At 63.9% G+C, this 13527-nt stretch carries 14 protein-coding genes; 8 read left to right on the top strand and 6 right to left on the bottom strand.

Annotated features, from left to right (window positions below; all coding sequences use genetic code 11):
* The first annotated feature begins 75 nt into the window (after nt 1-75).
* Together greA and JQ586_RS06385 are read left to right on the top strand one after the other, a co-directional pair.
* Nucleotides 76-549 (top strand): transcription elongation factor GreA, encoded by a 474-nt coding sequence (greA, locus tag JQ586_RS06390; protein ID WP_212393670.1) that lies wholly within the window; start codon nt 76-78, stop codon nt 547-549.
* A 335-nt stretch (nt 550-884) separates the two neighbouring features.
* The gene (locus JQ586_RS06385) at nt 885-1283 is read left to right on the top strand and encodes a DoxX family protein (RefSeq protein WP_409334465.1); all 399 of its coding nucleotides are present in this window, start codon (nt 885-887) and stop codon (nt 1281-1283) included.
* Between the two features lie 139 nt (nt 1284-1422).
* Here the strand turns inward: JQ586_RS06385 and JQ586_RS06380 are convergent, their stop codons facing one another.
* The gene (locus JQ586_RS06380; protein WP_212393669.1) at nt 1423-1902 is read right to left on the bottom strand and encodes an Lrp/AsnC family transcriptional regulator; all 480 of its coding nucleotides are present in this window, start codon (nt 1900-1902) and stop codon (nt 1423-1425) included.
* A gap of 281 nt (nt 1903-2183) precedes the next feature.
* Here JQ586_RS06380 and trxB point away from each other — a divergent pair, with 281 nt between their 5' ends.
* From trxB to JQ586_RS06365, 3 genes are all read left to right on the top strand, one after another.
* A complete protein-coding gene (gene trxB / locus JQ586_RS06375; RefSeq protein WP_212393668.1) occupies nt 2184-3149 on the top strand; it encodes a thioredoxin-disulfide reductase in 966 nt (321 codons plus the stop codon).
* A 2-nt stretch (nt 3150-3151) separates the two neighbouring features.
* A complete protein-coding gene (locus JQ586_RS06370; RefSeq protein ID WP_212393667.1) occupies nt 3152-4075 on the top strand; it encodes a LysR family transcriptional regulator in 924 nt (307 codons plus the stop codon).
* A 533-nt stretch (nt 4076-4608) separates the two neighbouring features.
* Nucleotides 4609-5526 carry a 4-hydroxy-tetrahydrodipicolinate synthase gene (locus JQ586_RS06365; protein ID WP_212393842.1) on the top strand — a complete coding sequence of 306 codons (918 nt, stop codon included), beginning with the start codon at nt 4609-4611 and terminating at the stop codon, nt 5524-5526.
* A 181-nt stretch (nt 5527-5707) separates the two neighbouring features.
* Here JQ586_RS06365 and JQ586_RS06360 read toward each other — a convergent pair whose 3' ends face one another.
* Nucleotides 5708-8101 (bottom strand): heavy metal translocating P-type ATPase, encoded by a 2394-nt coding sequence (locus tag JQ586_RS06360; RefSeq protein ID WP_409410964.1) that lies wholly within the window; start codon nt 8099-8101, stop codon nt 5708-5710.
* A 64-nt stretch (nt 8102-8165) separates the two neighbouring features.
* Between JQ586_RS06360 and JQ586_RS06355 the strand changes: the two genes are divergently transcribed.
* Nucleotides 8166-8441, top strand: coding sequence for a metal-sensitive transcriptional regulator (locus tag JQ586_RS06355; protein ID WP_212393841.1), 276 nt, complete (start codon nt 8166-8168; stop codon nt 8439-8441).
* 171 nt (nt 8442-8612) lie between these two features.
* On the opposite strand, the gene ychF is transcribed toward JQ586_RS06355, so the two are convergent.
* The 4 genes from ychF to JQ586_RS06335 form a co-directional block, all read right to left on the bottom strand.
* Complete coding sequence (ychF, locus tag JQ586_RS06350; protein ID WP_212393665.1) at nt 8613-9710, bottom strand: redox-regulated ATPase YchF; 1098 nt, start codon at nt 9708-9710, stop codon at nt 8613-8615.
* A gap of 53 nt (nt 9711-9763) precedes the next feature.
* Nucleotides 9764-10375, bottom strand: a complete 612-nt coding sequence (gene pth, locus JQ586_RS06345) for an aminoacyl-tRNA hydrolase (RefSeq protein WP_212393664.1) — start codon at nt 10373-10375, stop codon at nt 9764-9766.
* Between the two features lie 55 nt (nt 10376-10430).
* Nucleotides 10431-11162: a 50S ribosomal protein L25/general stress protein Ctc gene (locus tag JQ586_RS06340; RefSeq protein WP_212393663.1), complete on the bottom strand. Its 732-nt coding sequence runs from the start codon at nt 11160-11162 to the stop codon at nt 10431-10433.
* A gap of 272 nt (nt 11163-11434) precedes the next feature.
* Nucleotides 11435-11692 carry an accessory factor UbiK family protein gene (locus tag JQ586_RS06335; RefSeq protein WP_212393662.1) on the bottom strand — a complete coding sequence of 86 codons (258 nt, stop codon included), beginning with the start codon at nt 11690-11692 and terminating at the stop codon, nt 11435-11437.
* 176 nt (nt 11693-11868) lie between these two features.
* On the opposite strand from JQ586_RS06335, the gene JQ586_RS06330 reads away from it, so the two are divergent.
* Both JQ586_RS06330 and lgt read left to right on the top strand, forming a co-directional pair.
* Nucleotides 11869-12603 carry a dienelactone hydrolase family protein gene (locus tag JQ586_RS06330; protein WP_212393661.1) on the top strand — a complete coding sequence of 245 codons (735 nt, stop codon included), beginning with the start codon at nt 11869-11871 and terminating at the stop codon, nt 12601-12603.
* A 14-nt stretch (nt 12604-12617) separates the two neighbouring features.
* Complete coding sequence (gene lgt, locus JQ586_RS06325; RefSeq protein WP_212393660.1) at nt 12618-13460, top strand: prolipoprotein diacylglyceryl transferase; 843 nt, start codon at nt 12618-12620, stop codon at nt 13458-13460.
* The last annotated feature ends 67 nt before the right edge of the window (nt 13461-13527 follow it).

Genomic DNA, 13527 nt, shown 5'->3' with positions numbered 1-13527 from the left:
TCGGCCCTGATTCCTGCGTTAGCTGAAACAAATGCTCGTGCACGCCGGGGGCGCGCGCGATAAAGGACGAAGATGATGGATAAGGTTCCGATGACCGCGGGTGGATACGCCGCGCTGACGGACGAGTTGAAGCATCGCCAATCGGTGGACCGTCCGCGCATCATCGAACATATCGCGGAAGCTCGATCGCATGGCGACCTCTCGGAGAACGCCGAGTATCACGCGGCGAAGGAAGAGCAGTCTCACAACGAAGGCCGCATCGCCGAGTTGGAAGACAAGCTCGCGCGAGCCGACATCATCGACATCTCCAAGCTCTCCGGCGACACCATCAAGTTCGGCGCCACCGTGACGCTGGTCGACGAGGACACCGAGAAGAAGGCGGTGTGGCAGATCGTCGGCGAGGTCGAAGCCGACGCGAAGAAAGGCCGCATCTCGATCACCTCGCCTTTGGCGCGCGCGCTGATCGGCAAGAAGAAGGGCGCTACCGTCGAGGTGATGGCGCCGGGCGGCGCCAAGGCCTACGAGATCACCAAGGTCGAGTGGCGCTAGTTACCTCGATGTGACTGGTGCAGAAAAGCCGCGTCGGCCACGCGGCTTTTTTTGCACCCGCATTCTGACGCCAATGTGAGTGGAGAGGCGCTGCGCCCCATACTATGGGGAGATCACGATATGATTATGCATCATAATCATCTTGAGGTGGGTTTGGAATCAGCACGGTGATGCGTTGCAACACGCGCCTTGTGTCGTTGCATGTCGCTGCTGTGCGACGATATTTCGCGGTCTCGACGGCGAGGAATGATTCCAGGCGCAGGGTGTTAACATCACGCGGTTGTGGCAGACACCGTCGACGCGTGCAAAGTTCCAGCGTGTCAAACAAGGGGTAAATGACATTGGACCAGACGTTTTCAAAGTTTCAGCCGCTGGCTCTCAGCCTGCTCCGGTTCATCACCGGACTGCTGTTGTTTCAGTTCGGCGTCGCCAAGCTGCTTAAATTCCCGCCCGGGACGATGTTCGACAAAGTCGAATTGTTCTCGTTGGTCGGAACTGCCGGCATTATTGAACTGATCCTCGGCGCGCTGCTAATGATCGGCCTGTTTTCCCGGATCGTGGCCTTCGTCTTGTCGGGAGAAATGGCTTTCGCCTATTTCATCTACCACTTCCCCAAGGGCTTTTATCCGCTGCTCAATGGCGGCACTCTGGCGATCGCGTTCTGCTTCGCCTGCCTCTACCTCGCGACCTCGGGCCCCGGCCCCATCAGCGTCGACGCGATGCTGAAGAAGTAGCGAACACCCGTCATTGCGAGTGCAGCGAAGCATTTTCTCCGCGAGCGACGAAGCATGGATTGCTTCGTCGCTTCAGCGCAAAATTGCATGCAATTTTGTCGCGAACTGCTCGCAATGACGGATCAACGGAGACCGCGCCTCAGCCGGCGGCCCTGAGATCCAGCGGCACCGCCGCCTCGTACTTTGAATTGTGCAGCACCAGCGACGTCCGGACGTTGCGCACATGTGGCGCGGCTGTCAGGTGGGTGACGAAATCCTGGAACGTCGCCATGTCGGGCGCGACGCATTTCAGGATGAAGTCGACCTCGCCCGACAGCATCCAGCATTCCCGCACCAGCGGCTCGGCGCGCACGAAGGTCTCGAAGGCGCGCAGATCGGCGTCGGCCTGGCTCGACAGATGAACCGCAGCGAACACGGTCACGTCGAAGCCGAGACGGCGCGGATCGAGCAGGCCGCGGTATCCCTGGATGTAGCCTTCCTCCTCCAGAGTCCGGACCCTGCGCAGGCAGGGTGGCGGCGAGATCCCGACGCGCTTGGCCAGTTCCACGTTGGTGATTCGGCCGTCCGCCTGGATTTCGGCGAGGATTTTGAGGTCGATCTCGTCAAGGTTCTTCGACACGCGACTACGGTTCCCTAAGGGCTTGGAAGGCTCGGCAGCTCTGCCGGCAACTCTCATAGCGCAGGCGGCGCAGCTTGCGCAATTTTATTGCGCGTGCAGCGCACGATTTCGCGAATTTGATTTCAGTTCCGGGGAAAAATCGCTGGCTTGGATTGCAATTCTTGCATAGCTACCCAGATATCATATTCTTGGATTTGACACTTTTGGCGCCGCTGCGACGCGTTTCCGGGCGCTTCCCGCACAAGTCCTGATCAAAGTCCCCAAAACAGAGGGATCTGCCAATGCCCGCGCCTATCCATGCCAAGGTCGCCATCATCGGGTCCGGCCCCGCCGGGTACACCGCGGCGATCTACGCGGCGCGCGCGATGCTCGAGCCGGTGCTGATCCAGGGCATCCAGCCGGGCGGGCAGCTCACCATCACCACCGATGTCGAGAACTATCCGGGTTTCGCCGACGTGATCCAGGGTCCCTGGCTGATGGAGCAGATGGAGAAGCAGGCGTCCCATGTCGGCACCAGCATCGTCACCGACCTTGTCACCAAGCTTGAGCTCTCCCAGCGGCCGTTCCGCCTGACCTGCGATTCCGGCGACATCTATCTGGCTGAAACCGTCATCCTCGCCACCGGCGCACAGGCGCGCTGGCTCGGGATACCGTCGGAAGTGAAATTCCAGGGTGGCGGCGTGTCGGCTTGCGCCACCTGCGACGGCTTCTTTTATCGCAACAAGGAGGTCGTGGTGGTCGGCGGCGGCAATACCGCGGTCGAGGAGGCGCTGTACCTCACCAACCACGCCACGCAAGTCACCATCGTGCATCGCCGCGACCACTTCCGCGCCGAGCGCATCCTGCAGGAGCGCCTGTTCAAGCACCCGAAGATCAGGGTGGTCTGGGACTCCGTGCTCGACGAGATCTGCGGGACCGAGAACCCGAGCAAGGTCACGTATGTGCGACTGAAGAACGTCAAGACCGGCGCGCTGACGGAACTCAAGACCGACGGCGTCTTCGTCGCGATCGGCCACGCGCCCGCGACCGAGTTGGTCAAAGGCCAGATCAAGCTCAAACCGTCTGGCTATGTCGAGGTGGCGCCGAATTCGACCGCAACCTCGGTCCCTGGCCTGTTCGCCGCAGGCGACGTGGCGGACGAAACCTATCGGCAGGCGGTCACCGCCGCCGGCCTCGGCTGCATGGCGGCACTCGAGGCGGAACGCTTTCTGGCTCTTCGCGCGAATGATCGCGCAGCGGCGGAATAGTCATGGCACGATCTCGCGACGGATTTACGGATATGGACTGGGACAAGCTGAAGGTTTTCCACGCAGCGGCGGAAGCGGGCAGCTTCACGCATGCCGGCGAGCAGCTTGGACTTTCGCAATCGGCGGTCTCCCGCCAGGTCAGTGCGCTGGAGCAGGAGCTGTCGGTCTCGCTGTTCCACCGCCACGCCCGCGGCCTGATCCTGACCGAACAGGGCGATCTGCTGTTCCGCACCGCCCACGACGTGTTCATGCAACTGCAGGCTGCGCGGGCAAAACTCACCGACAGCCGCGAACGGCCGAGCGGCGACCTCAAGATCACGACGCCGCCCGCGCTCGGCATCAACTGGCTGATCCCGCGGCTCGACGAGTTCACCGCGCTCTATCCGGACATCCGGATCTCGCTGATCGTCACCGACGAGGATCTCGATCTGTCGATGCGCGAGGCCGACGTTGCGATCCGCACCCGCAAGCCGACCCAGCCCGACCTGATCCAGCGCAAGCTGTTCTCGATCGGTTTCCACGCCTACTGCTCGCCGGAATACATCAAGCGCTTCGGCACGCCGCGGACGCTCGATGATCTCGACTCGCATCGCATCATCATGCTCGGCGATGCGCAGGTGCAGCCGCATCTGCAGAACCGAAGCTGGCTGATCGACGCCGGCCGCAACGGCTCCGGGCCGCGAGAACCCTACTTCAAGGTCAACAACATCCTGGGGCTGGTGCGCGCCTGTCAGCAGGGGCTCGGCATCGCCGCGCTGCCGGACTATCTGGTCGAAGAGAACAACCGCCTCGTGCAGTTGTTCGGCGAATCCGACTCTATCGCACTCGACACCTACTTCGTCTATCCGGAGGAGCTGAAGACGGTGGCGCGGGTGCAGGTGTTCCGCGACTTTGTGGTGAGCAAGGCGCAGCGCTGGCCGTCCTGATTAAGCGGCCCTTATACGTTTCCGTTATACGGCTCCGCGCCGCTGCAAGATGCCCCCCAAATCTCCGCATGTCTGACATGCGGCTCGGACGGTTGCCGCATGGCGGTTATGGGGATCATAGTATCAACACGCTGAGCGGTCGCGTCGCGCATATGTCCCCCTCCTCCAGTGGCGCGGTTGTTCAGTAATCCCTCTTGGAAGGTGATTGTGTCGGCCTCACGTGGCCAATACCTCAAGCCGGGCTCAGTCGAGCCCGGCTTTTTTTCATCTCGACGTCATGTCCGCGCCGACATAACGGATTGCACCTGCGGGCTTGTGCACGCATTGACAATACGAACGCATCGCAGCATCATCGTTTCATGATCACGACTTCGTGCGCAGCTCTCTCGTCGAAAAAAGGTCCCCTCCCGGGGACACGAGATCGCGCGCGATAAGATCATCCTTCGCATTTGAACGATCCCGAAACCCCGCCGTCTGGACGGGGTTTTTTGTTGGGTCCCGTCTCCGGCTTCCCCACCTCAAGGAGATGGAACATGACTGATCTACAACAACAATTGCATGGCCTGTGGCTGCCTTTGATCACTCCGTTTCGCGACGGTGAGCTCGACGTCACCTCGCTGCGCCGTCTGGTGCGGCACTATGCCGGCCAGCCCGTCGACGGCTTGATCCTCGGTGCAACCTCCGGTGAGGGCATGTCGCTGGGCCTGGGCGAGCTGGAGGGGCTGGTGAGCGTGGTGCTCGCCGAGCTCAGTGCCACCTCCCGCCATCTGCCGGTCTGCCTGGGACTTTCCGGCGCCAGCACTGCACGAATGAAGGAAACGCTTGATGACACCGCCGACTGGCCGATCGACGGCTACCTGATCGCAAGCCCCTATTACACGCGCCCCTCGCAGCGCGGGCTCGTGCAGCACTTCAACGCGCTCGCCGATCACGCCGCCTGGCCGATCGTGCTCTACAACATCCCCTACCGCACAGCGGTGAACCTCACCAACGAGACGCTGCTTTCGCTTGCCGCGCACCCAAACATCGTCGGCATGAAGGATTGTTGCGCCGATCGCGCCCAGACGATCGACTTCATCGCCCGGCGGCCGGCCGGCTTCCGCGTGCTGACCGGCGAGGACACGCAAACGTTCGACGCGCTGTCCGACGGCGCCGATGGCGCGATCCTGCTGTCGGCGCATGTTCAGACCGAGACCTTCGCCTCGATCAGAATGCTGCTGAGAGAGGGCAATCGCGATGCGGCGCTGGCCGCGTGGCAGAGTGTCGCCCCCCTGACCCGGCTATTGTTCGCCGCGCCGAGCCCGTCGCCGGCCAAGCACTGGCTGTGGCGGCTGGGCCTGATCGACAGCCCCGAGGTCCGGCTGCCAATGGTTGAGGTCAGCGCCGATCTCGCCGCCTGGCTCGATGCGGAAATGGAGCGGCGGGCACAGCCGATGCCGCAGCCGGCGTGATCTTCGTGTCCGGATGAAGCGTCAGCGAAATCCGGGCTATTCGCCAGCGGAGCCTAGAGCATGATCCGGAAAAGTGTGCAGCGGTTTTCCCTCGCGACAAACGCGGAACGCGTTTGCGCGGAGATCATACTCAAACAAGGAGCCAAAGCGCGATGACGATTCGGCCTTATCTCGTCCCGCTTTAGTCCAGTTTCGTGCGGGACAATCGCAGCGCGTTGCCGATGACGCTGACCGAGGACAGCGCCATCGCAGCTGCGCCGACCATCGGCGACAACAGGATGCCGAACAGCGGATACAGCACGCCGGCTGCGATCGGAACGCCGGCGGCGTTGTAGACGAAGGCGAAGGCCAGGTTCTGGCGAATGTTGCCCATGGTCGCAACCGACAGCCGCCGGGCACGAACGAGGCCCGTCAGGTCGCCGGTGAGCAGCGTGATGCCGGCGCTTTCGATCGCGACATCCGTGCCGCCGCCCATCGCGATGCCGACATCGGCGGCGGCGAGCGCCGGCGCGTCGTTGACGCCGTCGCCGGCCATCGCGACGGTGCGGCCCTCGCGGCGCAGCCGCCGCACGACCTCGCTCTTGCGTTCCGGCAGCACACCGGCCTCGACCTCATCGATGCCGAGCGTGCGCGCCACGGCCTGCGCCGTGGTCTGGTTGTCGCCGGTCAGCATCACGATGCGCAGGCCTTCGGCGCGCAGCGCCTGCAAGGCTTTCGCTGCCGACGCCTTGACCGGATCGGCGATCGCGATCACGCCGGCGATGCGGCCATCGACGGCGACATAGATCGCAGTGGCGCCGTCCACACGCGCGGCTTCGGCGGCCCGATCCAGCGCTGACGTAGCGACCTTGAGCTCACCCATCAGCATGGCATTGCCGAGCGCGACCTGCTTGCCCGCAACCATGCCGGTCGCGCCCTTGCCGGACGGTGAGGCGAAGTTGCCGACCGCAGCGGGTGCAAGCTCGCGCTCCTTCGCCGCTGTCAGGATCGCTTGCGCCAACGGATGCTCGCTGCCTTGCTCGACACTTGCAGCGAGGCGCAGCAGGCCGGCCTCGTCGAAGCCTTCAGCCGGAATGACGCGCGCGACCTTCGGCTTGCCCTCGGTCAGCGTTCCGGTCTTGTCGATGACAAGCGTATCGACTGCCTCCATCCGCTCCAGTGCCTGCGCGTCGCGGATCAGGATGCCGGACTGCGCGCCGCGGCCGACGCCGACCATGATCGACATCGGCGTCGCGAGCCCGAGCGCGCAGGGGCAGGCGATGATCAGCACCGTGACCGCGGCGACAAGCGCGAAGGTCAGGCGCGGCTCCGGTCCGTACAGCTCCCATGCGACGAAGGCGAGCACGGCGGCGGCGATGACCGCCGGCACGAACCAGCCGGCGACGCGGTCGGCGAGCCGCTGGATCGGCGCGCGCGAGCGCTGCGCCTTCGCGACCATGTCGACGATCCGCGACAGCATGGTGTCGCGACCGACCTTCTCGGCCTGCATCACGAAGCCGCCGCTCTGGTTGACGGTGCCGCCGATCACGCGATCGCCTTCGGCCTTGGGCACGGGCATCGACTCGCCGGTGACCATGGATTCATCGACCACCGCGTGCCCCTCGGTCACGATGCCGTCGACCGGGGCCTTCTCGCCGGGCCGTACCCGCAAGCGATCGCCGACCTTGATCGCGTCGATCGCGATGTCTTCTTCACCGTGATCGGTGATGCGCCGCGCGGTCTTCGGCGCAAGGCCGAGCAGCGCGCGGATCGCGCCCGAGGTCCGCGCCCGCGCACGCAGCTCCAGCACCTGGCCAAGCAGCACCAGAACGGTGATGACCGCCGCCGCCTCGAAATACACCGCGACCGCGCCATGCATGTCGCGAAACGCGGGCGGAAACAGCTGCGGCGCCAACGTCGCGATCACGCTGTAGATGTAGGCAACACCGGTGCCCATCGCGATCAGCGTGAACATGTTGAGATTGCGCGTGACCAGCGACTGCCAGCCGCGCTGAAAGAATGGCGCGCCGGCCCACAGCACCACAGGCGTCGCCAGCACGAACGAGATCCAGTTCGACCAGGTCTGCGGAACCAGATGCATCAGGCCGAGATGGCTGCCCATCTCGAGCACGAAAACGGGTAACGTAAGCGCCAGCGCGATCCACAAGCGCCTGGTCATGTCGATCAGTTCAGGATCGGGCCCGTTGTCGAGCGAGACCTGCTCAGGCTCCAGCGCCATGCCGCAGATCGGACAACTGCCCGAACCGACCTGACGCACCTCGGGATGCATCGGACAGGTGTAGATGGTGTCCGCAGGCGCGGGCGGCTCGGGTTCGCGGGGGCTCAGGAATTTCTCCGGCTCGGCCTCGAAGCGCTCGCGGCAGCGGCCGCTGCAGAACAAATACTCATCGCCCTTGTAGTTGAAGCGGTGCCTGGCGGTGGCCGGATCGACCTTCATGCCGCAGACAGGATCGATCGCCATGTCGGGCTCGGCCGGCGTGTCACCATGATCATGCTTGCCAGCGCAACAGGAATGTGCGGCCGCGCCGTGATGGCGGTGATGCGCGTGTGGATGGTCGTGCTCTGCGTGTGCCACCAGACTCTTCCCCGCCGGTTTCCGGCCTCTTGCGTTTAATACCCTAGGGGGGTATATGACGCTTATGCGCGAAGAGATCAAGGCATCCTGTTTAAAACGGCTCAAGCGAATCGAGGGCCAGATCCGCGGCCTCGCCGGCATGGTCGAGGAGGATCGCTATTGCATCGACGTGGTGACGCAGATTGCCGCCGCGCGCGCGGCGCTGCGTCGCGTCGAGGAAGAGGTGCTGCGCGACCATGTCGCCCATTGCGTCGAGCATGCGATCTCGTCCGGCGACAAGGCCGACCAGCGGCGCAAGATCACCGAGCTGATGGATGTGATCGGCCGCGTGGACCGGTGAATTGCCACATATTCGCTGTCGTCCCTGCGAAAGCAGGACCCATAACCACCAATGGTGGATGGGGCGAGGCTTGGGCCGCAGCCCGCTTCAACGACACAATCCTGCGGTTATGGGTCTCGGGTCGCGCTTCGGTTGCCCGGGATGACGTGGGGAAAGAGGCCGCGATCGCGATCAGGTATTGAAGCGGAAATGCATGACGTCGCCATCGGCGACGACGTAGTCCTTGCCTTCGAGCCGCAGCTTGCCGGCATCGCGCGCGCCGGCTTCGCCATTGCCGGCGATATAGTCAACATAGGCGATGGTTTCGGCGCGGATAAAGCCCTTCTCGAAATCCGTATGGATCACGCCGGCGGCGGCCGGAGCCTTTGTGCCACGATCGATGGTCCACGCGCGCGCTTCCTTCGGCCCGACCGTGAAATAGGTGATGAGGTCGAGCAGCTGATAGCCGGCGCGGATCAGGCGGTCGAGCCCGGCCTCTTCCAGGCCCAGCGTGTCCAGGAAATCGACGCGTTCCTCACGCGACAGCGTCGCGATCTCGGATTCGATCTTGGCTGAGATCACGACCGCCACCGCGCCCTCCTCCCTGGCGCGCTCGAACACTGCACTGGAAAAGCTGTTGCCGTCTTTCGCCGAGCCTTCCTCGACGTTGCAGACATAGAGCACCGGCTTCGAGGTCAGCAGGCCGAGCATGCGGAACGCCCGTTCCTCCTCCGGCTTGCGCTCCAGCGCGCGGGCCGGCTTGCCGTCGCGCAGCAACACCAGCGCGCGGTTGACGAGATCAAGCTGCTCCTTGGCGTCCTTGTCGTTCCCCTTGGCCTTCTTGGAAAGATTGTCGACGCGTTTCTCCAGGCTGTCGAGATCCGACAGCATCAGCTCGGTCTCGATGGTCTCGATGTCGGCGAGCGGTGCAATCTTGCCCTCGACATGGGTGATGTCGGAATCCTCGAAGCAGCGCACCACATGCGCGATGGCGTCGACCTCGCGGATATTGGCAAGGAACTGGTTGCCGAGGCCTTCGCCCTTGGAGGCGCCGCGCACCAGTCCTGCGATGTCGACGAAGGTCAGCCGGGTCGGGATGATTTGCGCGGACTTTGCGATCGCCGACAGCTTGTCGAGCCGCGGATCGGGCACAGCCACCTCGCCGACATTCGGCTCGATGGTGCAGAACGGATAGTTCGCCGCCTGCGCGGCCGCCGTCTCGGTCAGCGCATTGAACAGCGTCGATTTGCCGACGTTGGGCAGCCCGACGATCCCGCATTTGAAACCCATAGCATCCTCAACATTCTTTCCCTGCCCGGCACGAGGCCAGACGACGACAGCGATCAGGCCGGCTGTCCGCCGTTCTCACCCTTGTCGAAAAATCCCTTCGCCTGCATCACGAGATGCACCTTGTTGGCGAACGAGGCGTCCTGCCCCTTCGCCAGCAGGCCGGCATTGTCGGCGATGGCCGCGCACAAGGCCTCCACCCACGGCCGGTCGCTCTTGGCGAAGTCCGACAGCACGTGGCTGTGCACCAGCTCCTTGACGCCGGGATGACCGATCCCGAGCCGCACGCGGCGATACTCGTTACCGATATGGCCGGAGATTGAGCGGAGCCCGTTGTGGCCGGCAATCCCGCCGCCGATCTTCACGCGCAGCTTAGCCGGCGGCAGTTCGAGCTCGTCCTGGAACACCGTGACATCGGCGGCCGCGAGCTTGAAGAAGCTCGCCGCCTCCTGCACCGCGCGCCCCGACTCGTTCATGTAGGTGGCCGGCTTGAGCAGCACGACCTTCTCATGGTCGAGCACGCCTTCGGAGGTCTCGCCCTGAAAGCGACGGCGCCACGGTGCGAAACCATGACGCCGCTGAATCTCGTCCACCGCCAGGAACCCGATATTGTGCCGGTTGCCGGCGTATTTCGCGCCGGGATTACCGAGACCGACGAAGAGGCGCATGGCGCGGCTTCCCGTATCGGCGCGCCATCAGGTGATTGCGCGCCGACGTGACCGGTTACTTCTTCTTGTCGCCACCGCCGGCGGGCGCCTTGGCAGCTGCGGCCGGAGCCGCGGCAGCCGCGGCCGGTGCGGCAGCAGCAGCCGGAGCGGCAGCAGCACCCGCAGCCGGGGTCGCTGCGCCGCCAGCAGCCGCCGCAGCTGCGGCCCTCTGCTCTTCGGCGTAGCCTGACGGCGGCACGATGGTGACCAGCGTCGCATCCTCGCGGGTCAGCGACTTGACGCCGGCGGGCAGTTTGATCTCGGAGAGATGCAGCGAGTGGCTGATCTCGAGCGCGCTGACATCGGCCTCGATAAATTGCGGGATGTTGTCGACCGAGCACTCGAGATCGAGCGCATGGGTGACGATGTTGACGGTGCCGCCGCGCTTGATGCCGGGAGCGGTTTCCGCGTTCACGACGTGCAGCGGCACGCTGACGCGGATGGTGGCGCCTTCGCCGAGCCGCATGAAATCGACATGGATCGGGAAGTCCTTCACCGGGTCGAGATGGAAGTCGCGCGGAATCACGCGGTGCTTCTTGCCCTCGAGGTCGATGTCGTAAATCGTGGTCAGGAACCGGCCCGCGCCGATGCGCTGACGCAGCTCGCGGTCGTCGACCGAGATGGTCACGGGGGGCTGGTTGTTGCCGTAGATCACTCCGGGAACTCTCCCGGCGCGACGCTCCGCCCGGGCGGCCCCCTTGCCGCTCTTCGGACGCGCGGTCGCCTTCAATTCCTTGACGGTCGCCATAGCGTTAAGTCCTTGTATTTAAAAAGTTAAAGGCCGCAGCGCGGCCCATGCTCAGGTCCACAGCAAGCCTCCAGGGGTGCGGGGGCCGCGGACGTGGCCGGCTTTTAGCCTCAAAGGGGCGAAATGACAAGGAAATGAAGGAAATTTTCTTGCTCGCGGCCCAACCGCGAACCTGTAGCCCGGATGGAGCGCAGCGCAATCCAGGGGCCGCTCGAACAGTGAATAGTCCTGTCCCGGATTTCGCTTCGCTCCATCCGGACTACGGAAGCTGCCTAGCCCGTCGTCCCGAGCTTGGCTTCCAGCACGGCAATCCGGGCCTTCAGCGCCTCGTTCTCCTCGCGCGCGAGTCGGGCCATATCCTTGACCGCATCGAACTCCTCGCGCTTGACGACGTCGAGGTCACGCAGGATGCGCTCGGCCTGGTTACGCATGACCTGGTCGACCTCGCGCTTGACGCCTTGGGCGGCGCCCGCGGCGTCGTTCATCAGACGGCCGATCTCGTCGAAAAACCGGTTGTTGGTCTGGGTCATGTCGCAAGCTCTCCGCATTCACAGGTGGCGCCAAGACAATGGCGATCCGCGCTGACAGGTTCAAGTCCGGAACGAATGGCTGGGCCTCGGCAGCTTGCCTTGTCATGCCATAGTTTCCTTGCAATCGTATTGAACTGACAACAGAAATCGCAACTCAGAACGCGAGCAGAAACGCCATGATCGAGCAAACGGTCGATATCCAGACCAAGGACGGCAAGACCACCACCTTCATCACTCATCCCGAGCGCGGCGGGCCATTCCCCGTCGTGATCTTCTACATGGACGCGCCGGCGATCCGCGAGGAGTTGCGCGACATGGCACGCCGGCTCGGCACCTCCGGCTACTACGTGATGCTGCCCAACATGTATTACCGCGCCGGCGTCATGGAGCTCGGCCCGATCAACCCCGATCCCGAATCGCCGGAGCGCAAGCGGATGTTCGCGCTGATGCAGTCGCTCAACATCCCCTTGGTGATGGAAGACACCAAAGGCCTGCTCGCCTATGCCGAGACGCAGAAAGCCGCCAACACCAGGGTCATCGGCACCGTCGGCTACTGCATGAGCGGCCGTTATGCGGTGAACGCTGCGACGCATTTCCCCGATCGGGTGAAAGCGGCGGCCTCGATCTATGGCACGCATCTGGCGACCGATCAGCCGGACAGCCCCCATCTCGCCGCAGGCAAGACCAAGGCCGAACTCTATTTCGCCTGCGCCGAGACCGACATTTACGCCCCGGCCGAGATCATCGAGCAGGTAAAGGCGGGGATGAAGGCATCGAGCAACGAGGTCGAGATCTATCCCGGCACGCATCACGGCTTTGCGTTCCCGAAGCGCCCGGTCTATGACCGCGACGCCGCCGAACGCCATTGGGAACGGCTGCTCGCCCTCTATCGCCGCAACCTCGTGAGCTGAGCCCAACACGCACGATGCCGTTCCTGCTGATCGACTTTCCGGTGTTCAACCCCGTCGCGGTCTCGCTCGGGCCTGTCGTCATCCGCTGGTATGCGCTGGCCTACATCGTCGGCATCGTGCTGGGATGGGTCTATGCCCGCTCGCTGCTCAAGAAGGAACGGCTGTGGGCCGGGCCGGCGCCGATCACGCTGGTGCAACTCGACGATTTCATCCTCTGGGTCACCATCGGCATCATCGTCGGCGGCCGCACCGGCTACGTACTGTTCTACAATTTGCCCTTCTTCGCGGAGCATCCGCGCGAGATCCTCGAATTGTGGAAGGGCGGCATGTCGTTCCACGGCGGCTTCCTCGGCTGCGTCGTCGCCGTGATGCTGTTCGCACGCCGCAACAACGTCTCGATTCTGTCGCTCGGCGACATCACCACCGCGGTGGCGCCGATCGGGCTGTTGCTCGGCCGGCTCGCCAACTTCATCAACAGCGAGTTATGGGGCCGCCACGCCGATCCGAGCCTGCCTTGGGCCATGATCTTCCCCAATGGCGGGCCGCTGCCCCGTCATCCGAGCCAGCTCTACGAGGCCGGACTGGAAGGCATCCTGCTTTTCACGGTGCTCGCCATCATGATCCGGATGGGGGCCTTGCGGCGGCCCGGCCTGATTCTCGGCTGTTTCATCACCTTCTACGGTATTGCCCGAATCATCGGCGAGCATTTCAGAGAGCCCGACCCGCAGCTGGGATTCCTGTGGGGCGGGTTAACCATGGGTATGTTGCTCTCTGTGCCAATGCTTGTTGTAGGCGCTATCATCATCGCGGCCACCATGCGTCGCGAGGCGCGGCAGCCGGCGCCGGACGAGACCTAAGGGAAGGCCGTGAGCGAACCATCCCCGCTGCTGGACGAGATCAGGAAGCTGATCAAATCGTCCGGAC

It is taken from the genome of Bradyrhizobium jicamae, from assembly GCF_018130215.1.
Classification (GTDB): domain Bacteria; phylum Pseudomonadota; class Alphaproteobacteria; order Rhizobiales; family Xanthobacteraceae; genus Bradyrhizobium; species Bradyrhizobium jicamae_A.
Note: the sequence above shows the minus strand (reverse complement) of the source record. Positions and strands in the feature narration are given on the sequence as shown.